Source organism: Paenibacillus sabuli (assembly GCF_014705605.1).
GTDB lineage: Bacteria > Bacillota > Bacilli > Paenibacillales > Paenibacillaceae > Paenibacillus_D > Paenibacillus_D sabuli.
The window spans coordinates 61679-86188 of the sequence record NZ_JACXIZ010000044.1 but is presented as its reverse complement, the minus strand read 5'-3'; the positions used below and the strand labels follow the sequence as shown (position 1 = coordinate 86188).

Below are 24510 nucleotides of genomic sequence, written 5' to 3'. Positions count from 1 at the left end.
GCCTATCTAGATTTCTCGGAACGAAACTTCACGCGCCGCAAAGACGGCTTGCTCGTTTCGCCTTGAAATCATAGAATGCATAAAGCTGATCCCATGCATGTCTAGATTTCTCGGAACGAAACTTCACGCGCCGCAAAGACGGCTTGCTCGTTTCGCCTTGTACCCTTAAACTAAATACAGACGATAAACGCAAAAGGAGCATGTCCATGATCAAGGTAAGCCACCTGACCAAAAAAATTCCCGGGGGCCCCAAAATTTTGCACGACATCAGCTTTGATGTGCAGCACGGCGAATTTGTCGCCGTCGTAGGCGCCAGCGGCAGCGGAAAAACGATGCTGCTGAAATGTCTGGGTCTGAAAGAGCGCTGGACGTCCGGCGAATACTTCGTTCAAGGCGACGATGTGCTGAAGCAGGGCTGGACAGGCAGGCGAAAAATTCGTCGCGAATTCGCCATTCTCGAGGAAAAGCCGGCGCTGTCGCCCAACAAAAGCGCGCTCAAAAACGTGCTGATCGGCACACAGTCGCAAACGCCGCTATGGCGCATGGTTACCGGCATGGTGCGCAACGACGATTATATGGGCGCTATGGACACGATCGAAAAGGTCGGACTGCTGGAAAAAGCCCATCAGAAAGCGGACAAGCTCAGCGGCGGGGAACGGCAAAGGGTCGCGATCTCCAGGGCGCTCGTACACGGTGCCAAGGTCTTGCTCGCGGACGAGCCGGTGTCCGGACTCGACCCGCATGCCGCGGAGCAGATCCTGACCGACCTGAAGGCGCTCTGCCGCAAGCAGCGGCTCATCGTCGTCGCCGTCCTGCACCAGAGCGAGTGGGCGGAGCGATTCGCCGACCGCATCCTCGGTCTGAACGAGGGCAGGCTCGTGGTCGACATTCGGGGGCGCCGGCTCACGCACGGCGAGAAGCTCAAGCTCGAATAACGCGGGGCGGTGTCCGGTGGCGGCAGCTCGATCGGGCGCGTGGTCAAGGGCGCAGAGCGGCAGACAGGTACGGCGCGGTGGGCGGGTGCATAGTATGGAGCATTCCGTTAAATAGGCAGGTGTCTAAGCGCTATGGCATTCCAGGTCCCGGCCGTGATACGGCCCTACCGCACGACGTATCCCAAGATCGAGCTGTGGCTGCCCGTCGTCACGGGCCTCGCAAGCCGCGAGGCGGAGCGCAAAATCAACGAGGAGATTCGCCGCGAGGCCGAGCAGTTGATCCGCGATCAAGGATCGCTGGACGATCCGCGGGCGCAGATGATCGGCTGGTTCGAGGTCAAAACAAACGAAAAAGAGGTCCTCAGTCTGTCGTTATTCAATTACGCGTATACCGGCGGCGCCCACGGTCTGACGCTGCAGCGTTCGCTGACCTTCATGACCGATACGGGCAAGCGCTATTCGCTCGCGGAGCTGTTCAAGCCCGGAAGCGATTACGTCGGCAAGCTGTCGGAACAGGTGGCCGCGCAGATCAAGTCGCGCGATGTCCCGGTGCTCGAGCCGTTCACGCGCATTCGGGCGGATCAGGACTTTTATATCGCGGATCGTGCGCTGGTCATTTACTTCCAGCTCTATGAATTGACGCCTTACGTGTACGGCTTCCCGTATTTTCCGATCTCCTCCTACTCGGTGCAGGAGATCGTCAACGAGGAGGGTCCGCTCGGTCCGATGATCGCCAACGATTAACGGTCAGAGGCGTCGGTGAATCGCACATGCTGCTGGTAATGGTGCTGAATACGCGTCCACGCTCATAAGTTAGGGTGGGAGGTGGACGCGATGTTGCATACGCTCGTGGGCTTGCTCCTGCTCCCCGCAAGCGGCCTGCTCATCCTGCTAATTGCGCTCGCAGCGCACCGCCACACGGGCAATTCGGGCAAAGCGAGCGGAGGCCGGATGTCCCGCTATCTGCGTTATGCCGAGGACAAGTACACGCTGAATCGGGCGGGGTATGCCCAGCAGTTGAGCCGCGAGCTTGAGGGCGGCGCGGCGTTCGCCGCGGCTTTTGGGGCGCTGGCGGCGCTGCCGCTCGCAATGACGCTCTTCGGTCCGGCGTATGCGCTGGCCGGACCGTGGGCCGTAGGGTGCGGGATCGGGCTGGCCGGTCTGCTCGCCCTGCCGGTAGCGGCGGCCCAGGCCGAGCTGGCCTCTGCCGTGCCGACTGCGGGCGGCGTCTATCACTGGGCGCTGGCGACCGGCGGCAAGGGATGGGGCTGGCTCGCCGCCTGGCTCAAGGGCCTGGGCGACGCCGGCCTGATCGTGCTGCTGAATTGGACGGCGGCGGAGCTGCTGCTGGGGCTTGCGTTTCCGCAGCCGGCCGGCTTGCCGTTGATCGCCGCCGCTGCCGCGCTGCTGCTGGCACTGCAGGTCGTTGCGGCGTGCGGCGGCCGATGGCTGCGCCGCATGATGGCATGGCATGCGGCTTGCCAGCTGGGAGCGCTTGCCGCGCTTGCGGCCGTCCTGGTGTGGGCGGGCGGCGCTGCGCTGCAGCCGACAACCTTTTTGTTCACGGCCGCGCCGGGCGGGGGAGCGGGGGAGGCGAGCGTTGCCGTCATGGGACTGACGGTCGTGCTGCTCGCTCGGCTGTTCGGCGGCTCGGATGCCGGCGCTTACCGCAGCGAGGAGACGAGCGGCGCAGCGGCGCAGGCGCCGTGGAGCTCGTTTTTGGCTGTCGCGTACAGCTTGCTGATCGTGTACGTATGCTTCGCTGTACTGCTGCTGGCAGCGCCCGACCCGATCGCGATCGGCGATGACGCCGCCGCCTGGCTCCGATCCGTATCGGCTCTGGCGGCGCGCTGGGACGGACCGCTCTATTCCATCCTGACATGTGGCGCGATCGCAGCTCTGTGGGCTGCAGGCATCGGCGTGCTCGCCGGCAGCGCGCGCATGTGGTATGCGGTACAGCGCGATGGGCGTACAAGGCTGGCGCGCTGGCTCGCGTCCGTGCCGGTCCGCCCGCGCGTCCCGGTCCGCATGCTGGCAGTGACGGCGCTAGGCGTCCTGCTGGCGACGGCGGCGCTGGCCCTGTTCGACCCGTGGCCGGGCGGCGGCTCGACGCGGGTCGTCGGCTTGGCCGCCTGGTCGGTGCTCTGCACCCAGAGCGCCGCCGCCGTGCCGCTCGCTCTGCTGCTGCTTCGCCGCAGGCTGCTGCGCGGGCCCTGGCATACTGGCCGGCTCGGCCCGTGGCTGCGCTGGACGGCGCTGCTGTGGCTGCTCGTCAGTGCGGCCGGGGCGGCTGTTCTCGCAGAGCTTCGTTTGCTCGTGATGCTCGTGTCCGTGCTGGGTGCGGCGGCCGTCGGACGCTTATTGATGACGCGGCTGCCTGCCCGCCGCAAGCTTGCAGACCCGGCTGCGCCAGCGCTCGAAGAGCTGAGGCGCATCGAGCGGCGCTACCCGCAGCCTTGACGAAAGAAGGGCCGGCGCAGCCCGGCCCGATGGCCCCTTCGGCGACTCCTGTCGCCGAAGGGGTTATTTGCCATGCGCCGGGCCAGTCTCTATAATGAACCTTACGATGCAGGAAGGGAGCGAATGCAATCATGCTGGGAGCGATTATTACAGGAGCTGCGGGCGGGATCGGCCATATTCTGGCCGAATCGTACGCGGCCAAGGGCTATCGAGTGATGCTGGCGGACAAGAACGAGACGGGCGTACTGGAGGAGGCCGGCCGGATCGCCGCCTCCGGGGTCGGTCGGGAGGTGTATGCCGAGGCGGTGGATCTGCGCGACCCGGAGGCGGTCGCCGCGATGATCGCCGTCGCCGGCGAGCAGCTCGGCAGTGTCGACGTGCTGATCAACAACGCCGGCTTCGGGATCGGCAAGAGTCCGTACGAGCTGAGCTGGGAAGAATGGGACAGCGTGCTGAATACGAATCTGCGCGGCAGCTTCCTCTGCGCGAGGGAGGCGGCCAAGCTGATGCGTCGGCAGGAGGGGGGCGGGGCGATCGTCAATATTGCTTCGACTCGCGCCCTCATGTCCGAGCCGCATTCCGAAGCGTACGCCGCCTCCAAAGGCGGACTGCTGGCCTTGACTCATGCGCTGGCCGCTTCGCTCGCCCCCGACCGCATTACGGTCAATTGCGTGAGTCCGGGATGGATCGAGACAGGCGATTACGATGCGCTGCGGCTGCAGGATCACGAACAGCATTTTTCGGGCCGCGTCGGCCGTCCGGACGACATCGCCAAGGCGTGCTTGTATTTGACCGATCCGACCAACGATTTTGTCACGGGGATCAATCTGGTTGTCGACGGGGGCATGACCAGCAAAATGATCTACGAGCCTTGATTCGGCGGCTGCGCACGCGCGCTCAGGACCGGCCGCGCTTGGCTAGCAAATGCGCGGCGATTTTGCGTCCGTGAAAGCGGCCGGTCTCGATAAAGATCTCGTTGGCCTCGTGGCGGGAAGCGACCACGCCCGCAAGGTAGATGTCGGGAACGTTGGTCTCCATCGTCTCCTCGTGAAACGTCGGGTATCCCTCCGCTTCCATCGTAACGCCGATTCGGGAGAGGAATTGCCGGTCGGGATGAAACCCGGTGAGCGCCAGCACGAAGTCATTGTCCAGATGCTCGGTCCCCGCGGACGATTCGACCACGATCCGGCGCGGCTCGATCGCCACGACGCGCGAGCGGAAGCGAATCGCGATGCGAGACTTGGCCGCCAGGCTCTGAAAAATCGGCAGCACCCAGGGCTTGATGCTCGGCGAATAATCCTCGCCCCGATAGACGACGGTCACCTCGGCGCCGACCTTCTCCAGCTCCAGCGCGGCGTCGATCGCCGAATTGCTGCCCCCGATGATCGCCACCTTCATGCCCGTGTACGGGTGCGCTTCGCGAAAGAAGTGCGTCACCTTGTCGCTCGTCTCACCCGGGATGCCGAGCAGGTTCGGATGATCGAAGTACCCGGTCGCGACGACGACGTGAGCGGCATGGCATTGGTGGGCTTCGCCGTAGCGGTCTTCGCTGGTTACGACAAAACCGCCGCCTGCGGCGGCATCGACCGCCGTCACCGTCTCATAGGCGCGGATGCGGACGCGATTGCGCAGCGCGACAGTGCGATAGTAGTTAAGCGCCTCCAGGCGCGAAGGCTTGGCCTGCGCGCTTGTGAAGGGCACGCCGCCGATCTCCAGCAGCTCGGCCGAGCTGAAAAAAAACATATTGACCGGATATTGCGAAATCGAGTGCACGACGTTTCGTTTTTCGATGATCAGCGCTTCGATGCCGGCCGCCTTCAGCTCCAGCGCCGCGGCGAGACCGCACGGCCCGGCCCCGATGATGATGACTTGCTCGGTTTGCATATTGAGGTTCCACTCCTTGCGTTTGCCAAGTTTCATTATTTTATTTTACCGCTGTGCAAGCGCAGTGACAAATTTTGTCCGGATGCGGTATAATAAGCGGAAAATAAATGCGTGCCGGGCTTTGAGCCCGCAACCAAGCAAGGAGGAACAGGACATGCGACGGCGCTTTGTGATCGAAGCGGTGATGGTAGCTACATACGGGCATCTGCTGGTGCCGAGCCGTCCGGTTGAGTACGTCATTCCGTATTCCAGCATTATGGAGCTTTACGATATGCGCGAGGGCGAGGAAGCCATTATGGAAGACCCGGGCGACGAGGCGCATGTGCGCAGCAAAATCGGCGAATTGATTGCGTTTTTCGAGGATCCCTTCAACCGCAAAAAAATTGAACGCGCGCTGCAGGCGCCTTGGCGGGAGAGCCCGCCCCTGCTATTGAACGAGAGCATCTCCTTCGTCGTCGTGCAAGCGGTGGACAACGCCCATTACGGCGAATATTTCGACCCGATCGAAACCGAGCTGCTCCTGACGGCGATGAAGCTCGAGATTCCGCTGCTCTCCGATCAGGTGGAGCTGCAGGACCGGATCATCGAGGGTGAGGTACCGGTTCAGGTGTATGACATCGAGGATTTCGAATTTGCCGTCGAAGAAGGCGTGCCCGCGGAGTGACGAACGATCTGAACGGGCGCGAGGAGCGCTTGCTGACGCCGCACGAACAGCGGCGCTGGCGCAGGCGGCGCGAGGAGCTGGAGCAGTGGCTGCAGCGGGACAAGGTGCGGGTGCGCGGCAAGCGGCTCGTGCAATGGCGCGAGCTGACTGTCGATCACGAGCTGCTGCCGGCTCTGACGGAGCTGCGGCGCAAAGGCGTCGAGACCGAATATTCGTGCGCCGGCGTGAGCGCGCTCGACGAGCCGCTGGAGCACTCGCTGTACGCGTATGTGACGATTCACGCCTCCGAGGCGGCGGATCGCTATGTCGAGCTGGCGATCGCGAGAATGCGGCATCGCTTGTGCGCCACTTACGATCCGCAGCGTCGCATCTACGATCTGTCGTCCATGCACGTCGGGTATAATCGATCATTCTGCACGCTGCTCTACCGCTGCGCGCGGCTGCTGCCGCACTAGCGGAGGCGCCCGCAAGCCCATAGCTTATGGCGAAAGGACGCGAGGACCTATGCGAATCAAAGCGGTCGTCACCGATCTCGACGGCACGCTGCTGCGCTCCGACGCGACGCTGTCCCCGTACGCCGCCAGCGTCTTCAACGGCTGGATCGAGCGCGGAGGGGCCGCCGCGTATGCGACGGCGCGCAGCCACGTCAGCGCCCATCCGATCGTCAAGCCGATCCGCTGGCGGCAGCCGCTGATCGTATACAACGGCGCCATGCTGCTGGATCCCGCAGATCGGCGCGTATTGGGCGGGAGCTGGCTCGATCCCGCTGCGACCGGCGAGCTGCTGGCGCTGGGCAGAGCCCGGGGATTGTCGCCGTTTCTTTTTTTGCTCGATCGCGAGGATACGGAGCGTGTGCTGCACGAGCAGCTGGTGCGGGAGGGCGAGCGTGCCTTTTTTGCCTCGCGCCCGGGCGATCCGCGATTTCGGGAGCTGGAGCGGCTGACGTGTCCGGAGGATTGCCGGACGCTGATCGTGACGTATATCGGCCGGTACGAGGAGCTGAAAGCGCTGCAGGATGCGGCGAAGGCCGCGCTGGACGAACGCATCTATACGCATCTGATGAAGGACCGCTATATCCCGGATCATTATTTCCTCGAATTCAGCCATCCGCGCGCCAACAAGCGCGACGGACTGCGTCTGTGGTGCGAGCTGACGGGGATCGATCCGCAGGAGGTGCTGGTTTTCGGCGATCAGATCAACGACGTCGGCTTGTTCGAGCTCGCCGGCACCAGAGTCGCAGTCGAGGGCGCGCATCCGTCTCTGCTCGACTTGGCCGACGCGATCGCGGAGTCGAATGACGCAGACGGCGTGGCGCGTTATGTCGCCAGGCATCTGCTGCCGCAATCTTGAGGATGAGGAGAGGTCGCATGGAATTGAAGGACATACACGCACTGGCGCAGCGTATCAAGGGCAATGTCGCCGAGGTCATCGTCGGCAAGGAGGAGATGATCGATCGCCTCCTGATTGCGATGATCACCTCCGGTCATGTGCTGCTGGAGGACATGCCGGGGACCGGCAAAACACTGCTGGCGAAGGCGCTGGCGCAGTCGCTGCACGGGACGTTCAAGCGCGTGCAATTTACGCCGGATTTGCTGCCGTCCGATCTGAGCGGCATTCAGTTTTTTAACCAGCAATCCGGCGATTTCGAATTTCGGCCGGGACCGCTATTTACAAATGTCCTGCTCGCCGACGAGATCAATCGCGCCACCCCGCGCACGCAGTCGAGTTTGCTTGAATGCATGGAAGAGCGTCAGGTCAGCATCGACGGCGAGACGCATACGCTGGCCGCGCCCTTCCTGGTCATCGCCACGCAGAATCCGGTCGAGCACCAAGGCACCTTTCCGCTGCCCGAGGCGCAGTTGGACCGCTTTTTGTTCAAGCTGCGAATGGGCTACCCGTCGCACGAGGAAGGGCTCGCGATTCTAAAGCGCTTCCGCGGCGACAATCCGCTCGCCCGTCTGCGGCCGGTGGCCGAGACGGACGAACTGCTGCAGGCGCAGGCGGCCTATACGGCCGTGAGGGTCAGCGACGACGTGCTGGATTACTTGCTGCGCGTGGTGGAGCTGACACGCACGCACGAGTCGCTCGCCGTCGGCGTCAGTCCGCGCGGCAGTCAGGCGCTGCTGCGCGCGGTGCAGGCCCACGCCGTCCTGCAGGGCCGAGATTATGCGACGCCGGACGACGTCAAGGCGATGGCGGAGCCCGTGCTGGCCCATCGCGTCATCCCTGTCGGCCTGCAGCGCAGCCGCGCCGACGAGGCGGCGCGCATCGTCGCCGAGGTGCTGGAGCGCGCGCCCGTGCCGGCCGAGGAGCCGGTGCGCTAACGGGGCGGCCGATGGCGATACATTGGCTGCTCGTCATGATGGCGCTGGTCGCGGGGGCACAAGGCTGGGTATATGCGCGCCTGGGTCAGCGCCGGCTCGATTATACGCGCAGCTTTAGCGAGGTGCGCTGCTTCGCCGGGGATCGGATCGCGATGGTGGAGCGCATCGCCAATCGCAAGCTGCTCCCGCTGCCCTGGCTCCGGGTCGAGTCGCTGCTGCATGCGGGCCTTCGATTCGAGCATGAGAGCAACCTGGACATCAGCAGCGGCGAATACATGCAGAATCACAAAAGCTTCTTCAGCATGATGCCGTATACGCAAATCACGCGCACCCACCATGTGACCTGTACGAAGCGGGGGATCTACACCGTACAGGGCGTCTCGCTGACCTGCGGCGACGCGCTCGGCATGAATCGCACGACCCGGCGCGTCGCTCTGGATGCGCGGCTCACAGTCTATCCGCTCCCGCTGCTGCCGGACGAGCTGGCGCTGCCTTCGCAGAGCTGGCAGGGCGATCTGGTCGTGCAGCGCTGGATCGTGGAGGACCCCTTCATGACCTCAGGCGTGCGGGCGTACCGGCCCGGCGACAGCCTCAAGAGCGTCAACTGGAAGGCGACGGCCCGGACTGGCGGACTGCAGGTGCATCAGCACGATACGACGGCCGATCACCGGCTGATGATCGTCCTGAACATCGAGGATCACGAGCGGATGTGGAACGTCGTCAACGATGTCGAGCGGGCGGAGCTGGGCATCTCCTATGCGGCAGGGCTGGCCGAATATGCGGTGCGCCACGGCATGGAGGCGGGATTCGCGACCAACGCCAGAGCGTCGCGCTCAGCCGGCGCCGGCGTGCGGGTCGGCCCGTCCGCTGGAGACGCGCATCTGAGCGGCCTGTATGAGACGATGGCGCATCTGGAGGTGCAGGCTGCCGAGCCGTTCGCCGATCTGCTCGCTGCCGAGGCGGAGCAGAGCGACGGCAGGCTCGATTATTGCGTGCTGACCGCCTATGTGAACGAGGGGATGCAGGCGCGACTTGACGAGCTGAGCCGCAGGGGACATGGCGTGCGGGTGCTCCGGCTGCCGCCCACCGAGCGTGAATCGGGCAAAGGAGGCGTGCGCCGATGAAAAGCCGGATTGCAGGACTAGGACTGGCGGTGCTGCGGGGCGCGGCGGAGACGCTGCTGTATCTCGCGCCGCTGCTCGTGCTCGGGACGCTGCTGCTGCCGCCGCAGGCGATGTGGAGCTGGCTCGTGGCGCTGCCGCTGCTGCAAGGCGCAGGCTGGCTGCTGGCGCACCCGGCGTGGCTGCGCAACCGACTGGCCGTGCTGCTCTACTCGCTATTGATCGGCGGATTGTGCGGCTTCGCGCTTGCTTCGCATCCGGGCGCAGCCGCAGCCGCGGCGATTCCCGCCGCGTGGTCGGTATGGCGCGGGGCAAGGATGCACGGCGAGCTATGGCTCGCGCGCTTTCCGCTCGCCGCCTATCTGGTCGGCCTGGGCGTTTACTTCATCGTCTCGGCGCTGGCGGCGCTCAATCCGAATCTCGGCGTGCGCCCCCAGGCGCTCGTCTGGCCAGGGCTGGCGGCGCTGCTGACGACGCTGCTGGCGATGAGTCGAGGCACGATCCGGCAGGAGACGTTCTCCGATGCGTCACGTCCGGCTGTAGCGGGCTCGGTGCTGCGGCACAATCGCGGCCAGGTGCTCGCGCTGTTCGCCGTCGCGGTCGTGCTCGGCCTGCTCCAGCAGCTTGATGCGCTCGTGCGCTGGCTGCGCGATCGCATCGCCGCCTGGCTGGACGGCCTGGGCGGCGGGGAGCAACAGCTCCCGCCCGAGCAGCCGCCCGCAGAGCAGCCGCCGATGCAGCTTCCGGAGGAGACGCGCGAGCCGGCGGTCTGGATGGAGTGGCTGGAACGCATCCTGCTGGTCGTCGTCTATGCCTTGCTGATCGCGCTCGTCGTCGTGCTCGTCGTGCAGGCGTTCAAGCGTCTGCCTCCGCTCGTAGCGAGAGTGTACCGTTATCTGTTGCGCCGGCTCGGCCGTACGGAAGCGGCGCCGCCGCAAGCCGGATACGTGGACGAGGTGGAATCGCTGTTCGATGGCTTCGCCTGGCGTCCGGGCAAGGGACGCGGCGCTCGCCGCTCCGAGCCGCGCAAGCAAGGGCCGCTCACCAACGCCGAGCAGGTGCGTCAGCTCTATCGGCGCACGCTGGCGGCGGCTATCAAGCGCGGCTACACGCCGCGGGCGCACCTGACGCCGCGCGAGACGCTGCGCGAGCTGGAGCTGCGCGCCGACGCCGACCCCGGATTGCGCGCTGCGCTGACCGACCTGTACGAGCGCGTCCGCTACAGCGGGGACGAGCTCGGCGACGAAGAATTGCAGGCGCTCTCGGAGGCCGGCCGCCAACAGCCAAGGCGAGGCGGCTAGTGCCTCCTCCGCCGGCGTATAAAAATCAGGCGCCGCTTGTGTCGTCCGCCGTCCGAACGGGTAAGGTAAGGCATATGTGCAGCTGCGCAAATCGTACCAAGCTGCTTACCTAAGGAGGGATCGACGGATGACAATCAAGCTAGCTATTGTATACTACAGCTCCACCGGCACCAATTATGCGATGGCCCGCGCTGCCGAACGCGAGGCGCAGCATCGCGGCGCAGAAGTGCGCTTCGTGCGGGCGGCCGAGCTCGCGCCCCAGGAAGCCATCGATGCAAATCCGGCTTGGAAGGCGCATGTCGAGGCGACCCGGGATGTGCCGGTCGCGACGCCGGGCGATCTGGAATGGGCCGATGCGATCCTGTTCAGCACGCCTACCCGCTACGGCAATGTCGCCGCTCAACTGAAGCAGCTGATAGACAGCACCGGCGGCTTGTGGGCGGAGGGCAAGCTGATCGACAAAGCGGTAAGCGCCATGTCCTCGGCCAGCAATCCACACGGAGGCCAGGAGGCGACGATCCTGGCGCTGTATACGACGATGTACCACTGGGGCGCAATTGTGGTGGCTCCCGGATACACGGACCCGGTGCTCTTCGAGACGGGAGGCAATCCTTACGGCGCCAGCGCTACGGCAGACATGCAAGGCAACTTCGACGAGAAGGTGCTGGATGCGGTGAAGGTGCAGACGAAGCGTCTGCTTGATGTAGCAGCGAAGCTGCAGCGCTGACGAACAGCGTCAAGCACAGCATGGCGGCACGGGAAAAAAGAACCGCGGCTTCGGGCCCATAGGGCCGCGAAGCCGTTTTGGCATTTGTCGGACTGCCGACTATGGAAGGGGGGCTATCATGCGAACACGACGCAGCAAACGAGGGCTCGTTGCAGGGGGCGCGCTAGCGGTCTTGGCAGCGGCGGGAATCTGGTGGGCGTGGCAGGCCGCCCGTCCGGCCCCGGCCGAGGAGCCGGTGGCGACCGAGGCGCAGACCCGGATATCGGCCAGAGCGGGCGATCGCTATCTCGAGTTGTACCAGCAAGGGGGCTGGCAAGAGCAGTTGCTCAAGGGCGTCGCGCTGGGCGCCTCCAAGCCGGGGCATCTCCCGGGGGAGCAGGCCGTGACGCAGGAGGAATACGCGCGCTGGCTGGCGGCAATCGGCGATATGAACGCCAACGTGATTCAGGTGTCGGGCAAGCAGCCGGCCGCCTTGTACGAAGCAATGGCGGCGTACAACAAGCAAGCCAAGCAGCCGCTGTACGTGCTGCAGGGGATCGCGTTCAGCCCGGCAGGCGGGAAGAGCGGCGAGGGCGGCGACCTGCAGGAGCGGTACGAAGCGGAGATCGCGCGCACCATCGATGCCTTGCACGGCGACGACGGCGCGGACACAGCTGCATCGGACGCAGCGGTATCTAATGAAGCCGACAAAGCCGGGTCGGGCGCGGACGTATCCGCTTATGTGCTCGGCCTTGTCCTGGAGCTGCCCGAGCTGGAGCAGTCCCGCGCAGCAGCCCCTGCGTCTGAAGCGAATACCGGTTTTTCCGGCCGCTACTTCGACGTACGGGACGATGCCGGCGCGGCAGAGGTATGGGCGGCGAGAATGCTGGATTACGCGGTCGATTACGAGCAGCGGCGTTATGCGTGGCAGCGGCCGGTCGGTATCCTGACTGCGATGCGCGGCGAGCTCGAGGAGGAGAGCTCCGCAGTTGTCGATGCGGGGGCAATTCTGCCGCGAGCGGCGCTGAAAGGCGGCTATTTTGCGGCCGTCGAACTTTTTCCGAGCCATTCTGGCCTGCCGGAGACCGAACCGGGTGGAGAGGCGGATGTATTCGTCGACCATCGCGGCGAGCCGAATCGTTTTGCAGGCTACCTTCGCAATCTGCGCGAGCGTTATGCGATGCCAGTGGTCATCAGCGGATTCGGCGCGTCCGCGGCGCGCGGCGTCAGCGCAAGGGACGGGACGATTGCAGGCTACTTGAGCGAGGCCGAGCAGGGCGATTACAATGCCGCCAGGTTCGAGGATATTTACGAGCAAGGCATGGCCGGCGGTGCGGTATTCGCTTGGCAGGACAGCTGGTACGCGACAGCCGGGGCTCAGGGGCTTCCGCCGCGGGAGCCCGGCGCAGCGGCGACTGCGGATACGAGCCGGGCGATGTGGTCGGACGCGCAGGACAGCGCCCAGCATTACGGCTTGCTCGGGTTCGAGCCGGGGGCGGCGGCGCAGCGAATCACGGTAGACGGCGCAGCCAACGAGTGGGATAATGAACGTGAGATTGTGAGCCTGCTTGCCGATGACAAGGAGCAGGGGGAGCCGGCGGCCGACGCCGAGCAGGGGCAGGGCGACGATGAGTCCGCGGCTGCGGTTCCGCAGACGGACGAGTCGGCGCAGCAGCAGCCCGGCCAGCTCGCGCGCCTGGCCGTCGTTAGCGATGCGCGCGGCTTGGCGGTGCTGCTCGAAGGCGCGGGTGAGAATCGGTGGGACTGGGAGCGGACGCATGCGATGATTCTGATCGACACCGGCAGCGGGACCGGGACGAGCGAGCTGCCGGTAGACGGCGCGTACCCGGGTGCCGGAGTGTTCGATTACATCGTCGATCTAAAGGGCCCGGCCCACTCGCGTCTCTGGACGGCGTCGAGCGATGGTTACGAACGATTGGTTGTCGAGGCCGGGGGCGCCTCGCTCGAGACCGGACGGCTGCGCTTCGGCAATGCCGATCCGGAGCAGCCCTATTACGATTCCTTGACGGATGCGGCCGAATCGGCGGATCGCGCCTTGCTTGAGCTGCGTATCCCGTGGGGCCTGCTCGGCATCCAGTCGCCGCAGGAGCCGGGTCCTGAGGGACTGCGCATTGCGGCGCTGACATATGCTGCCCTGGGCTCGGAATCCGGCTTACCGCCGGATGCGCCTGGCCAAGGCGCGGTGCTCGATATGCTGCCGCGGGCCGGGCTTCAGGCTCCAGGCCCGAGCCTTGACGAGCTGCTGCACGAGACATGGGAGGGCTGGGATATGCCGGACTATGAGGAGCGGCTCAAGGTGTCGTATTCGCGAATGAAGGAGGCCTACGGCAGACTCTATCCGCCACTGGCTCCGCTTAATTACGCTACGGGAGGACATACGACGAAGTGAAACGGATATTATTGGCGGAGGACGAGCCGGTGCTGCGTATGCTGGTCGTCGACACGCTTGAAGACGAGGGGTACGTTCTTGACGAAGCCTGCGACGGCCAAGAGGCATGCGATCGAATCGCGGCAGGCCGTTACGATTTGATTATTGTGGATTATATGATGCCCAAAAAAACCGGCCTCGAGGTCATTCGCGAGGCCAGAGTCGGCGCAAGTGCGACAGATGCAAAAATTCTGATGCTGTCGGCTAAAAATCAGCAGACAGAGCGGGATAAAGCGCTGGAAGCGGGAGCCGACGCATTCATGTCCAAGCCGTTCAGTCCGCTAGACCTGGTTGCCAGAGTGGAGGATATGCTCGGTGGCTGACTGGCGCGGATACTTCAAGCGCAGCATCACCAGCCGTATCAGTTCGCTGCTGCTGCTGGCGGTGCTGTTGATTTTGGCGGGCGCGCTGTATGTGCTGTGGAGCACCAACTCGATTTTGCGCCAGTATGAGCTGCGCACCGACGAGGCAGAGCACAAGCGCGCGATTATCTCAGCCATTGCGACGCATTCCGGGGAGCTGATCATGCGGACAAGAGGCTATTTTGTCTACTTGTCGGACTACGAGTACAAGCGGCTTTTCGAGGAGAAGCAGACACTCGAACAAGCGCTAAAGGATGTCCGCACAGTCTCCCTGAGTCGGACGGAAACTGAAATGATCGAAGAAATCGACGCATTTTTTAATCAGTTGTTCGAGGACAGACTGCCGCAGGCGGTCGCGTACGCGCAGCAAAACGATTTCGAAGCGTTGCGCGCCTTCATTCCGGCAGGGCCGGACAACCCGGTCAATACGATCATGACGTATGCGCGCACCGTCGAACGGAGCGTCCAGACTTCCCTCGACGAAGCGCATACGCGTCTGGTGAATCGATTGTCGCTGCAGGGCGTCTTGTTTGTCGTGTACATTCTTGCCGTCTTGCTGCTGTCCGTTTTCATCGCGCGCCGCGTCGCCACCGATATCGGCGGGCCGCTGGGACAGCTGAGCCGCCAAGCGAGCCGAATCGGCAAGGGCGAGGCGGTAGGGCAAAGCGAGCTGGCGCGCCGTGACGAAATCGGCGACTTGGCACGCGCGTTTGAGCGTATGGTCGGCGATATTCAACACAAGGAAGAAGAATTGGTGGCACAGAACGAAGAACTGCAGGCCCAGCAAGACGAATTGCAGGCTCAGCAAGAGGAGCTGCAATTCGCATTTGCGCAAATGGAGAACAGCGCCCGTTTTTTGGAAAAACGCAATGCGTTGATCCAGGCGCTCGGAACGGCGTCGCACGTCGAGCATTTGCTCGATGTCATCATCAGCCGTACCGTCGAGCTGACAGGCGCCGACAAAGGCATGATCGTGCTGGAAGGCGATCCGCGGCGATACGCCGGATATGGCATATCGGCAGCCTCGGCCAACCGCTTCGTCGGGGAGATGGGCGACGGCCCCTACGGACGCATTGCTCAGACCGGCCTTTCCTTCCTGCTGGAGCGGCCTTGCACACCGGGTGAACAAGGCTATCACGAAGCCGAGCTAACCGCGAGCGAGCTGTACATTCCGATATTGGACGCGCAGGATGTGCTCAAGGGCGGCATCGTCCTGACGCGCTATGGCCGCTCCATCGACCTCCAGGAGCGGGCCGAGATGGAAGGCATCGCCGCCCAGACGGCGCTGGCGCTGGACAAGCTGGAGATGCACGAGCAGACCGAGCGGCAGCGTCAGATGATCCGCGACATGCTGGATACGATTCACGAAGGCGTGCAGTTCATGGATCTGGAGGGCACGACGCGTCAGATCAATGGCCAGATGCGCGACTTTTTCGGCGTGGACGCCGATCACGAAATCGAGCTGCCGCTGGATCGGTTTCTTGCGCACATGCGCGTTCGGCTGCGCGAGCCCGAGCCGGTGGAAGCCTTTATTTGCGAAGCGCTCAAAAACGGCGGCGCGAGCGCCGGACGAAGCCTTGGATACGAGCTGGAGACGCCGGAGCAGCGGCATATGCAGCTGTATACCGAGCCGTTGTTTCGGGAGGGCCGCCAATTCGGCTTGCTGATTGTGCATCGCGACATCACCAGGGAATATGAAGTCGACCGGATGAAATCGGAATTCGTAAGCACGGTCAGCCACGAATTGCGCACGCCGCTGGCAAGCGTGCTCGGATTTGCGGAGCTGCTCTTGCACCGGGAGCTGAAGCCCGAGCGGCAGCGCAAATACATTTCGACGATCTATCAGGAAGCAAATCGGTTAACGGGATTAATTAATGATTTTCTCGATTTGCAGCGGATGGAATCGGGGCGTCAGGCTTACGATATGCGCGCTGTGTCGCTGTCGACGATCTTGCAGGAGACGACCGAGCTGATTCGCGCGCGCAGCGCGGCGCATCAATTCGTCCTGGACGATCAGTCCGAATCCGCGCTCGTGCTGGCGGATCGGGAGCGGCTGCGCCAAGTGTTGACCAATCTGCTCGACAATGCGGTCAAGTATTCGCCCGCCGGCGGACGCATCGAAATTGTGAGTCGTGCTGCCGGGCAATGGCTGAGCGTTCAGATCCGGGACGAAGGCCTGGGCATTCCGCAGGAGGAGCTGCCTCGGCTTTTTACCAAATTTCACCGCGTCGACAACTCGGATCGCCGCGAGATTGGCGGGACCGGTCTTGGCCTGGCGATTGTCAAGGAGATTCTGGACCGGCATCGGGGTGAGATCGGGGTCGAGTCGGAGCAGGGCAGGGGCAGCGTCTTCACGTTTCGGCTCCCGCTGCTAGCCGGAGACCCGCCTGTGCAGCCGGCGCAACGGGAAAGTTCCGCGGCGCTTGCAGAGCGCGGCGCGCAAAAGTCGGTTATGCTAATTGAGAACGACCGCAGTCTGGCGGCTCTGCTGGTGGAAGAGCTGGAGCGAGGGGGCCTGCGGGTCCGGCAATTCGCGGACGGCGAACAAGCGTTGAGAGAAATGCGCCGTCAGCTGCCCGATGCGGTTGTCCTTGATCTGTTTTTGGACACACCGTTCACCGGCTGGGACGTATTTGGCGCGATGCGGGAGGATGCGCGGATGCAGCGCATTCCGGTCATCATCTCGACCGCTTACGAAGAGCGCGAACGCGCCCTTGAGGCAGGTGCTTCGGAGGTATTGATCAAGCCCTATCGTCCGAGCGAGCTCTTGCGCAATCTGGAACAATTGCTGTCGTAACCTGCGTCCTCGCCAGACGCGTTCCGAAAGGAGGATGCCCCGATGAAACGATTGCGCACGCGCCTGCGGCGCTTGCCGGAGTTCGGCTCGCGGACCTGCCTGAGCGCCATTGCGGGGATCGCGGCACTGCAGCTGTGGCTGCTGGTCGAGACGGCGCGGGGCATGCCGACCGGCCTCGGCGCGGCGGCAGATGCGCTGCTGCTGTTGGCGGTGATCGCGGCCGGCTACGCGCTGTTTTTTGCAGGCGCGCTGCTTTTGTGCGTGCTGCTGGTCTGGATCCCGCTGCGTGTGCCATGGCTGCTGCTGGGTCTTGTCGGCGGGACGCTCGGACTGTTTCCGAAGCTTTTTACATACATGAACACCAGTTATGTCGGCGGGTTTGCGTTCACCGCATTTTGCAGCGCTGGTGCGATGGCGGCCTCCGTCGTGCTTGGCTTGTCGCTGCAGCGCAAGCCTTACGCGCGCAGCGAGCGCTGCGCGCTCGGCATTAGCGCGCTGACGCTGGCGGCTGTTTTTTATGTCGTGACCGGAGCATTCGGCCTGCACAGTTCGGCGGGGCCGGAAGTCCAGAATGCAGTGCCGCCGGGCAGCGCGTTGCAGGCGGACAATCCGGCGCGGCCCGGGGAGTATGAGGTGCGTCGATTTACGTATGGCAGCGGCCAAGATATTCGGCGTTCGGCCTTTGGGGAAGAGGCTGCGCTGAAGACGGAGCCGGTTGACGCCTCTGCTTTTGTGTCGCGCTGGAATGGACTGCGCAGCTGGTATTGGGGCTTCGACCCGAGCAATCTGCCTGTCAATGGCACGGTCTGGCTGCCCGAGGGAGATGGGCCGTTCCCGCTCGTGCTGATGGTGCACGGCAATCATCTGATGGAGGATTTCTCGGATGGCGGGTACGGCTATCTCGGCGAGCTGCTGGCCAGCCGCGGTTATGCCGCAGTGTCAGTGGATGAAAATTTTGTAAACTACTCGATCTGGTCCGGCATTCCGGACGACGACTACGCCCTGCGCGCCTGGCTCCTGCTGCGGCATTTGCAGGCGCTGGAGCAGATGGACGGGGCGGCACAGGGGCTGCTGGCAGGCAAGCTCGATCTGCAGTCGATCGCGCTGATCGGCCATTCCCGCGGCGGGCAAGCGGCTGCGCTGGCGGCCGTATACGACGCTTACTTCCGGCTGACCGATCAACCGGACATGCTGGCCAACCTTAGCTATCCGATCCAGACGGTCATCGCCTTCGCACCGACGGACAAAAAGCTGGCTGGCCGTTATGTCGAGCTGGAGGATATCAACTATCTCACGCTGCAAGGCGCGTATGATTCGGACGTGACCACCTTTGACGGGGATCGTCAATATGACCGGGTGCGCATGACGGACGGCCCGGGCGGCCCCTATACCAAGGCCTCGCTCTATCTGTCCCGCGCCAACCATGGCCAATTCAACACGACGTGGGGGGCGCACGACATTCGATTGCCGACGAGGCTGCTCATGAATACCCAGGCCTTGATGGATGCACAGGAGCAGCGCCAGGTCGCGGCCGTCTATATATCGGCGTTCCTGGAGCTGACGATGCGCGGCGACGCGCGCTACGAGCCGATGTTCCGGGACTGGCGCTACGCTGCCGCTTGGCTCCCGGACAGCACGGCTTACAAGAGCCGCTACATGGATTCGGAGATGATCAGGCTGAGCGACTATGAGGAGGATCGCGATCTCCGGACGGCTACCTTGCCGACGGCCGAGCTGAGCGGGGACGGGCTGGCGCGCTGGTCCGAAGAAGACAAAAAAAACCGGCAGCTAGGCTCCCGCATGAATCGCGCCGTGCGACTGGAATGGAGCGACGCCGGCGGACGGTACGATCTGGCGCTTCCGGCCGCGGTCGCGGCCGGTCTGGAGGATAGCGCCCAGCTCGCGTTTTCCCTGGCGCCCGGCAGTGTCGAAGCCGCCAGCCAGCTGGCCGAGCTGACGATCCGCTTGACGCTTGCGGACGGTCGTCAGGCCTCGTTGTCCCTAGGCGAGGTTATGCAGCCGTCAGCGCCGTTTTACAGCCGCTTCCTCAATGCCGGCCCGCTGACCGGTCAGATCAAGAACGGCAAGCTGGAGCCCTCCTCCGAGCAAGCTTACGAGGATGTGTTTATCCCGATTTCGCGCTTCGCCGGCGGCGGTGCTCCCGTCGATCCCCGGCAGATTCGCGCGATTTCCTGGGTATTTGAAGGCTTGGCGCCGGGCAGCGTATCCCTTGACAATGTGGCGATGCTGCCGCGATGAGCGGCTTTTACGGCAAGGTCCGTCCCGAGCCTTCCTTCGGACTTTCGATCGCTTCGGCCATCGTTTTGTCCGTCAGATGCGCGTAGATTTGGGTCGTTTCCGGCGACGCATGTCCGAGCTGCTCCTGTGTTTTGTAGATATCATTGCGGAGGTAGTAGTCAGTCGCAAAGGAATGCCGCAGCTTATGGACAGACAAGTACGGCTTTCCGAATCGTTTTGCGTATTTGATGACCATTTCCTGGATGGCTCGCTTGGTCATGCGGGAGCCCGCCTGCTTGCCGTTGGCAATCGCCAGGAAAAGCGCCTTTTCGCGCCGCGGCGCTTTGTAGCGGGCATCGCGCAGCGCAAGATACGTCTGCAGGTCGTCGACGGCTTCCTGACGGAAATAAACGGGCGTTTTAAAGCTGTCGTCGTTGGCGCCTTTGCGGTATACATAGGTCAGTTTTTTTTGCAGGTCCAGATCGTCGATATTCAGATTGACCAGCTCGGAGACGCGGAGTCCCGATTGCAAGATGAGCTGCACGATGCAGGCGTCGCGCTCCTTGTTGTGCGCGTACGCGTACATGGCCTGTTTGTTGGCCGCCGCATCTTGGCCGTAGCCTTGCTTGACATATCCGACAAACGCCGCAATTTCGCCCTCCTGCAGCAGCTTGCCCTCCAGTCGGGCGGCCGTATCTTTGGGCTTGTGCGTGCGCTTGATCGAAACCTTGGCCATGACATTGCGCTTGAGCAGCGGGTAAAAATTGTCGTCTTCGGCAATCTGACTTAAATAGTGAAACAGCGAACGCAAGGAGGACAGCTTGCGCGAAACGGTGGTCCGACTATTGGTCTGGGGCTTGAACGCGGTCAGAAACATCTTGTAGTTGTCGATGCTGTCCATGTGCAATTGTTCGAGCTCTTCCAGCTTAATATCGCGCATGGAGTCGGCCGATGAAAGGCCCTCGGCCATCAGCCAGCGAAAAAAGGTTTCATAGTCGCGGACGTATTCGAGCAAGGACGAGGGCGACAGGTCGGGAAGCTTGTAATTAATGAATTTTTCGACGTACCAAGGCATGCCGGGAACGCGCTTGTCCAGTTCCTTGCGATCCTTCATTTTGGCCATATTCATTTTGCCGCACCTCCTCTTTATATTGTACTGTGAATCCACCGTCTTTTAAAGGAAATGCGGCGGACCATCGCGAACTGTTTAACAATGACCGACACTTTAGCATTGGGGGCAACCAAGAATGAAGTTCTCGCCATCGATTGAAATGCTGTTTAACGGCACGGGCTTGTCGTTGCCAGAGCAGCTGGAAGCGGTAAAAAGAGCCGGCTACGACGCTTACGAATTTTGGGGATGGGAATCGAAGGACCTTGACGAGCTGGCCGCGCTCCAGCGCAGACTGGGGCTTGCGCTGTCTGCCTTTTGCACGACTGGCGTGCCGCTCGTCGATCCGCGCAGACGCGAGGAGATGCTGGATGGCTTAGCGGCCAGCATCGGCGCGGCGCAAAAGCTGGGCTGTCGGACGCTGATCGGTCTCGCCGGACAGACGCTGCCGGATCTGGACCGGGCAACGCAGCTGGAGAGCGTGGTGGACGGCTTAAAGGCTGCAGCGCCGTTGCTGGAGAAGGCGGGGGTGACGCTTGTGCTTGAACCGCTCAACACGCTGGTTAATCATAAAGGCCACTTTCTGTCTCGCTCGGACGAAGCATTCGCGATCGTGCGCGAGGTTGCGAGCACGCATGTCAAGGTACTGTTCGATTTGTACCATCAGCAGGTGACGGAAGGCAATCTGATCTTGAATGCGACGAACGCACTGGAATGGGTCGGCCATTTTCACCTCGCGGATCATCCGGGCCGCCATGAGCCAGGGACGGGCGAGATCCACTACGGGAACGTGCTGGCGGCGATTCGCGAAAAGGGCTACAATGGGTATTGCGGGCTGGAATACGCCCCGACGGGGGGAGCCGAGGACAGCCTGCGTCAGTTTTTGGCGCAGTACAATACGCCATAACGCGCTTGCTTGACGGCTAGGAATAATCTTTGAGCGTACGAATGACGCGAAGGGATATGAGCGGGGAAATCGCCGGGTCGGTCGGCTTGAAAATCATGTCCAGAAAGTCGGTAATTTGCACATCCATCCCGGAGCGGGCAAATGCGTCCACGTAGTCTCCGATCGTCGGCTTGGCGCCTTCATCGGCATAGATTTCAAATCTGCGGTTGGCTTTTCCGAAACGATCCGTATATTCGACGGTAGAATAGTAGCGCTCTTTCATGATGCGGCACGTCCTTTATGAATTTCATTCTATGAGGTTAAATGATTTAGTCGTATTATACTAGGTTTTTTGTATGATTTCTACTATAAAGTTTTTTGCAAGGGTAAAAAGGCTTATTCGGAAGTGGATGCGAAGGGGAATCGGAATGAACAAAAAATGGTTTTATGGATTGTTGCTTTTCATTGGGTCTTTAGCCCTTGTTTTGGCGCCGGGCACATCCTACGCGCATACGGCATTGATTGCCTCGACGCCGGCTGACGGCTCGACAGTCACAGAAGCGCCGGCGCGCATTGCGCTTACGTTCAATACGCCGATATCCGGGGAGAGCCGATTGACGGTAGCGACAGACGCAGGTGAGGAAGCGGAGGTCGGCGAGCTGCAGATTGAAGGCGTCAATCTGACCGCTGTGCTCGGCGACAACCTGGTCAGCGGGGCTTACACCGCTACTTGGACGATCGTGGGGGAGGACGGGCACGAGGTCGAGGGAAGCCTGGCTTTCACCATAGAGATTCCGGCAGATGCGGAGCCTTCGCCGGAGGAGAACAATTCCGATGGAGTCAATCAGTCAAGCGAGGATGAAAAAAAGGCCTCGGCCGAAGAGCCGGAGCCAGAAGAGCGCAGCGCCGCTGCCGATGAAGCCGGTCAGCCAGACCCTGCTGCCGGAGCAAACACCGCGGCGGCGGAGCGCAGTGCGGAAGCGGAATCTGATGGCACAGCAGATAACCCGCTTGCCTCCACTTACGGCATGGCCGGCGCAGTCCTGGTGGTGCTGATCCTCGTCTATTTCCTGCTGCGCAGCATGATGAGGCGCAACCGGCATGACGATCGGTGAAGGGTGAGCCCTTATCCCACACGAACTTATAATCTGCGGTAGCCGGATGGCAGGTTGCCCGTACGGCGAATGGCGCGGATTTGCTCCAGCGTAAGTCTTGCGTTGTAGGAGATTAGCGATTCGACATCGTTGCCTGACAGCAGATCGTCCAGATCGGCGATGCTGCGGTTGCCGCGGTAGACTGCAACGAAATCCTATACGTTTGATGCTTTCAAAAAAGGAGTCCGGGGACTTGAATTCGACCATGGGGGAGCCTTCGCTATGATCTCAGTATTATTCGGCATGATTGCTGTACTGGCGGCGGTCGTCATCGTACAGTACCGGGCCGGCCGAATGCGCGCCATGCAGCTTGCCTATATTAGCAAAAAGCTCGGCGAGGTGCTGAAGCATGGGGCGTCGCGCAAGGTGCTGCTCTATGCCGACGATCCCGAGCTGCAAAAACTCCTGATCGAGCTCAACCGCGCGCTCGACCGCATGGCCGAGACCGGCGGCAGCCCGGAGGCGGCATATGACGGCCTACCGCTGGCCAAAGTCAATCTCAATCGTATCTGCCAGACGGTCGTGCGAAGCTACCGGCAGGAATGCGCGCGCAAGGGGCTGAGGCTGACGCTGAAGCTGACCGAGCAGCCCCATTACGTGCTGGGCGACGAAGATATGCTGGAGCGAATCGTACACCATCTGCTCGCCAATGCCGTCGAACACGGCGCACAGGGAGGTGCACTCGGCGTCACGCTGCGGCAAGAGGAGGACGATCTGTTGCTCGAAGTATGGGATCAGGGAAGCGGAATCGGCGCCCAGCATCAAAAGCTGATTTTTGATCGTCCTTATGCTGCCGAGGATGCGATCAACCGCAGCGTGCCGGGCCGTGGGGTAGGCCTCGCGCAGACCAGACGACTGATCGAACGGCTCGGTGGCAGCGTCGCGGTCCGCAGCGCTCCCGGCGAACGCACCGTATTTACAGTCAAGCTGCGCAGACTCAAGTCGATTGTGGGCGAGTTGGCCGCCAAGCGGCCGCGTAGCTGAGCGGACAACGCGTATAATCCGCAGGCGCGAGCGAATAATAGGGGCATTCGAACCAGATGGGGGTGTATCCTTGAGGTGGATCTGGTACCCGGGATTGCTGCTCGTTCTCCTCTTCGCTCCGCAGGCTGCAGCAGCTACGGGCTGGACGATCACGCACGAACAGACAATTGTAGCGGAAGTGCAGGCAGCCGATTACACGCTCGCCGGAACCTCCCTGATCGATCTCGGCGCGTTGGAGACCTTGATGGACCGCATTGACGAGCATGTGGCCCGAGCGCCTGTCAATGCGCGGATCGGAAGCAGCGGCGCCATCGAGGCCGAGCGGACAGGCGTCCGGTTGGATCGCCGCGCGTTTACCGCCGCCTTTGCAGCGCATGTGTTGAGCGGAGGGCCGGGCCGGCTGCAGGCGCCGCTCATGCGCGTGCACGCGCGTGTAGACAGAGAGCTGCTTGCCCAGATCAAGGAACAGGCGATCGGCCGGTACGCCACGTATTTTAACGCCGCCAACCGCAATCGATCACATAATATTGCCCTGGCTGCGCAAGCGATCAACAACACAGTCGTGTTTCCGGGGGAACAATTTTCGTTCAATGCAGTCGTCGGAGAGCGCACGCTTCAAAAAGGCTATCTGCGCGCACCGGTCATCGTCAGAGGCGAGCTGGCCGAAGATGTTGGCGGCGGCATATGCCAAGTATCTTCAACGCTGTACAATGCCGCCGATCGGGCCGGGATGGAGATCGTCAATCGGTATTCGCACAGCCGGCGCGTGCCGTATGTACGACCGGGCCGGGATGCGACGGTGAGCTGGGGCGGGCCTGACTTCGTGTTTCGCAATGCTTATAATCAGCCGGTGCTCATTCGCGCGGCAGCCTATGGCGGAAGCATGTACGTCAGCCTATATTCGTCGGAGCTTATTGAATTTCACCCCCGCGAGGTGCCGGGCGTGTCCGGAGAGGCGCAGCCAGAAGCGCTTGCAATGGTCGCTGGCGCATACGTATCGTTTTAAATCGTGAACCAAAGAGCCTTCTCCGCCTTGAAGACGTGGCGGGGAAGGCTTTTTCTACTTGTCTAACTAACTTTTTTCGCCTTGTTCAGATTTTGCAAGACGGATTCAGATGCTGCAATGGCTGCGTCGCG

At 62.5% G+C, this 24510-nt stretch carries 22 protein-coding genes; 19 read left to right on the top strand and 3 right to left on the bottom strand.

The annotated features are described in order from the left end of the window. The first annotated feature begins 206 nt into the window (after positions 1-206). From IDH44_RS21435 to IDH44_RS21420, 4 genes are all read left to right on the top strand, one after another. Positions 207-935 carry a phosphonate ABC transporter ATP-binding protein gene (locus IDH44_RS21435; protein WP_190920865.1) on the top strand — a complete coding sequence of 243 codons (729 nt, stop codon included), beginning with the start codon at positions 207-209 and terminating at the stop codon, positions 933-935. Between the two features lie 132 nt (positions 936-1067). Further along, positions 1068-1679 (top strand): DUF3298 and DUF4163 domain-containing protein, encoded by a 612-nt coding sequence (locus tag IDH44_RS21430; RefSeq protein ID WP_190920864.1) that lies wholly within the window; start codon positions 1068-1070, stop codon positions 1677-1679. A 90-nt stretch (positions 1680-1769) separates the two neighbouring features. Further along, a complete protein-coding gene (locus IDH44_RS21425; RefSeq protein ID WP_190920863.1) occupies positions 1770-3395 on the top strand; it encodes an amino acid permease in 1626 nt (541 codons plus the stop codon). 131 nt (positions 3396-3526) lie between these two features. After that, positions 3527-4270, top strand: a complete 744-nt coding sequence (locus IDH44_RS21420; RefSeq protein WP_190920862.1) for an SDR family NAD(P)-dependent oxidoreductase — start codon at positions 3527-3529, stop codon at positions 4268-4270. Between the two features lie 22 nt (positions 4271-4292). Here the strand turns inward: IDH44_RS21420 and IDH44_RS21415 are convergent, their stop codons facing one another. Next, positions 4293-5279, bottom strand: a complete 987-nt coding sequence (locus IDH44_RS21415; protein ID WP_190920861.1) for a YpdA family putative bacillithiol disulfide reductase — start codon at positions 5277-5279, stop codon at positions 4293-4295. 154 nt (positions 5280-5433) lie between these two features. On the opposite strand from IDH44_RS21415, the gene IDH44_RS21410 reads away from it, so the two are divergent. From IDH44_RS21410 to IDH44_RS21360, 11 genes are all read left to right on the top strand, one after another. Next, complete coding sequence (locus IDH44_RS21410) at positions 5434-5943, top strand: ADP-heptose synthase (RefSeq protein WP_190920860.1); 510 nt, start codon at positions 5434-5436, stop codon at positions 5941-5943. Then, positions 5940-6398: a hypothetical protein gene (locus IDH44_RS21405; RefSeq protein WP_317890231.1), complete on the top strand. Its 459-nt coding sequence runs from the start codon at positions 5940-5942 to the stop codon at positions 6396-6398. Before IDH44_RS21410 ends, IDH44_RS21405 begins: the two co-directional genes overlap by 4 nt. Positions 6399-6447: 49 nt before the next feature. Further along, a complete protein-coding gene (locus IDH44_RS21400; RefSeq protein WP_190920859.1) occupies positions 6448-7293 on the top strand; it encodes an HAD family hydrolase in 846 nt (281 codons plus the stop codon). A gap of 17 nt (positions 7294-7310) precedes the next feature. Beyond that, positions 7311-8267 carry an AAA family ATPase gene (locus tag IDH44_RS21395; protein WP_190920858.1) on the top strand — a complete coding sequence of 319 codons (957 nt, stop codon included), beginning with the start codon at positions 7311-7313 and terminating at the stop codon, positions 8265-8267. An 11-nt stretch (positions 8268-8278) separates the two neighbouring features. Continuing rightward, the gene (locus tag IDH44_RS21390; protein ID WP_190920857.1) at positions 8279-9391 is read left to right on the top strand and encodes a DUF58 domain-containing protein; all 1113 of its coding nucleotides are present in this window, start codon (positions 8279-8281) and stop codon (positions 9389-9391) included. Further along, positions 9388-10689: a DUF4129 domain-containing protein gene (locus IDH44_RS21385; protein WP_190920856.1), complete on the top strand. Its 1302-nt coding sequence runs from the start codon at positions 9388-9390 to the stop codon at positions 10687-10689. Before IDH44_RS21390 ends, IDH44_RS21385 begins: the two co-directional genes overlap by 4 nt. 127 nt (positions 10690-10816) lie before the next feature. After that, positions 10817-11416, top strand: coding sequence for an NAD(P)H:quinone oxidoreductase (gene wrbA / locus IDH44_RS21380; RefSeq protein ID WP_190920855.1), 600 nt, complete (start codon positions 10817-10819; stop codon positions 11414-11416). A gap of 118 nt (positions 11417-11534) precedes the next feature. After that, positions 11535-13805 carry a hypothetical protein gene (locus IDH44_RS21375; protein WP_190920854.1) on the top strand — a complete coding sequence of 757 codons (2271 nt, stop codon included), beginning with the start codon at positions 11535-11537 and terminating at the stop codon, positions 13803-13805. Next, the gene (locus tag IDH44_RS21370; protein ID WP_190920853.1) at positions 13802-14167 is read left to right on the top strand and encodes a response regulator transcription factor; all 366 of its coding nucleotides are present in this window, start codon (positions 13802-13804) and stop codon (positions 14165-14167) included. The genes IDH44_RS21375 and IDH44_RS21370 overlap by 4 nt, the downstream gene beginning before the upstream one ends. Further along, positions 14160-17003 carry an ATP-binding protein gene (locus tag IDH44_RS21365; RefSeq protein WP_190920852.1) on the top strand — a complete coding sequence of 948 codons (2844 nt, stop codon included), beginning with the start codon at positions 14160-14162 and terminating at the stop codon, positions 17001-17003. The genes IDH44_RS21370 and IDH44_RS21365 overlap by 8 nt, the downstream gene beginning before the upstream one ends. A gap of 42 nt (positions 17004-17045) precedes the next feature. Then, complete coding sequence (locus IDH44_RS21360; protein WP_190920851.1) at positions 17046-19262, top strand: alpha/beta hydrolase; 2217 nt, start codon at positions 17046-17048, stop codon at positions 19260-19262. 7 nt (positions 19263-19269) lie between these two features. Here the strand turns inward: IDH44_RS21360 and xerS are convergent, their stop codons facing one another. Further along, positions 19270-20370, bottom strand: coding sequence for a tyrosine recombinase XerS (gene xerS / locus IDH44_RS21355; RefSeq protein ID WP_190920850.1), 1101 nt, complete (start codon positions 20368-20370; stop codon positions 19270-19272). A 118-nt stretch (positions 20371-20488) separates the two neighbouring features. On the opposite strand from xerS, the gene IDH44_RS21350 reads away from it, so the two are divergent. Further along, positions 20489-21256 (top strand): hydroxypyruvate isomerase family protein, encoded by a 768-nt coding sequence (locus tag IDH44_RS21350; RefSeq protein ID WP_223869907.1) that lies wholly within the window; start codon positions 20489-20491, stop codon positions 21254-21256. Between the two features lie 16 nt (positions 21257-21272). Here the strand turns inward: IDH44_RS21350 and IDH44_RS21345 are convergent, their stop codons facing one another. Beyond that, positions 21273-21518: a hypothetical protein gene (locus tag IDH44_RS21345; protein ID WP_190920849.1), complete on the bottom strand. Its 246-nt coding sequence runs from the start codon at positions 21516-21518 to the stop codon at positions 21273-21275. Between the two features lie 145 nt (positions 21519-21663). Here IDH44_RS21345 and IDH44_RS21340 point away from each other — a divergent pair, with 145 nt between their 5' ends. The 3 genes from IDH44_RS21340 to IDH44_RS21330 all read left to right on the top strand — a co-directional run bounded on the left by IDH44_RS21340 (position 21664) and on the right by IDH44_RS21330 (position 24379). After that, complete coding sequence (locus tag IDH44_RS21340) at positions 21664-22350, top strand: copper resistance CopC family protein (protein WP_190920848.1); 687 nt, start codon at positions 21664-21666, stop codon at positions 22348-22350. 261 nt (positions 22351-22611) lie between these two features. Continuing rightward, positions 22612-23373 (top strand): sensor histidine kinase, encoded by a 762-nt coding sequence (locus tag IDH44_RS21335; protein ID WP_190920847.1) that lies wholly within the window; start codon positions 22612-22614, stop codon positions 23371-23373. 70 nt (positions 23374-23443) lie between these two features. Further along, positions 23444-24379 (top strand): VanW family protein, encoded by a 936-nt coding sequence (locus IDH44_RS21330; protein WP_190920846.1) that lies wholly within the window; start codon positions 23444-23446, stop codon positions 24377-24379. Positions 24380-24510: the final 131 nt, after the last annotated feature.

Coding starts and splice junctions, on each gene's coding strand:
- IDH44_RS21420 (WP_190920862.1), top strand. CDS start 3,527: ATGCTGGGAGCGATTATTACAGGAGCTGCGGGCGGGATCGGCCATATT.
- IDH44_RS21400 (WP_190920859.1), top strand. CDS start 6,448: ATGCGAATCAAAGCGGTCGTCACCGATCTCGACGGCACGCTGCTGCGC.
- IDH44_RS21360 (WP_190920851.1), top strand. CDS start 17,046: ATGAAACGATTGCGCACGCGCCTGCGGCGCTTGCCGGAGTTCGGCTCG.
- xerS (WP_190920850.1), bottom strand. CDS start 20,370: ATGAATATGGCCAAAATGAAGGATCGCAAGGAACTGGACAAGCGCGTT.
- IDH44_RS21375 (WP_190920854.1), top strand. CDS start 11,535: ATGCGAACACGACGCAGCAAACGAGGGCTCGTTGCAGGGGGCGCGCTA.
- IDH44_RS21335 (WP_190920847.1), top strand. CDS start 22,612: ATGATCTCAGTATTATTCGGCATGATTGCTGTACTGGCGGCGGTCGTC.
- IDH44_RS21435 (WP_190920865.1), top strand. CDS start 207: ATGATCAAGGTAAGCCACCTGACCAAAAAAATTCCCGGGGGCCCCAAA.
- IDH44_RS21345 (WP_190920849.1), bottom strand. CDS start 21,518: ATGAAAGAGCGCTACTATTCTACCGTCGAATATACGGATCGTTTCGGA.
- IDH44_RS21430 (WP_190920864.1), top strand. CDS start 1,068: ATGGCATTCCAGGTCCCGGCCGTGATACGGCCCTACCGCACGACGTAT.
- IDH44_RS21385 (WP_190920856.1), top strand. CDS start 9,388: ATGAAAAGCCGGATTGCAGGACTAGGACTGGCGGTGCTGCGGGGCGCG.
- IDH44_RS21340 (WP_190920848.1), top strand. CDS start 21,664: ATGAACAAAAAATGGTTTTATGGATTGTTGCTTTTCATTGGGTCTTTA.
- IDH44_RS21395 (WP_190920858.1), top strand. CDS start 7,311: ATGGAATTGAAGGACATACACGCACTGGCGCAGCGTATCAAGGGCAAT.
- IDH44_RS21350 (WP_223869907.1), top strand. CDS start 20,489: ATGAAGTTCTCGCCATCGATTGAAATGCTGTTTAACGGCACGGGCTTG.
- IDH44_RS21390 (WP_190920857.1), top strand. CDS start 8,279: ATGGCGATACATTGGCTGCTCGTCATGATGGCGCTGGTCGCGGGGGCA.
- wrbA (WP_190920855.1), top strand. CDS start 10,817: ATGACAATCAAGCTAGCTATTGTATACTACAGCTCCACCGGCACCAAT.
- IDH44_RS21425 (WP_190920863.1), top strand. CDS start 1,770: ATGTTGCATACGCTCGTGGGCTTGCTCCTGCTCCCCGCAAGCGGCCTG.
- IDH44_RS21410 (WP_190920860.1), top strand. CDS start 5,434: ATGCGACGGCGCTTTGTGATCGAAGCGGTGATGGTAGCTACATACGGG.
- IDH44_RS21415 (WP_190920861.1), bottom strand. CDS start 5,279: ATGCAAACCGAGCAAGTCATCATCATCGGGGCCGGGCCGTGCGGTCTC.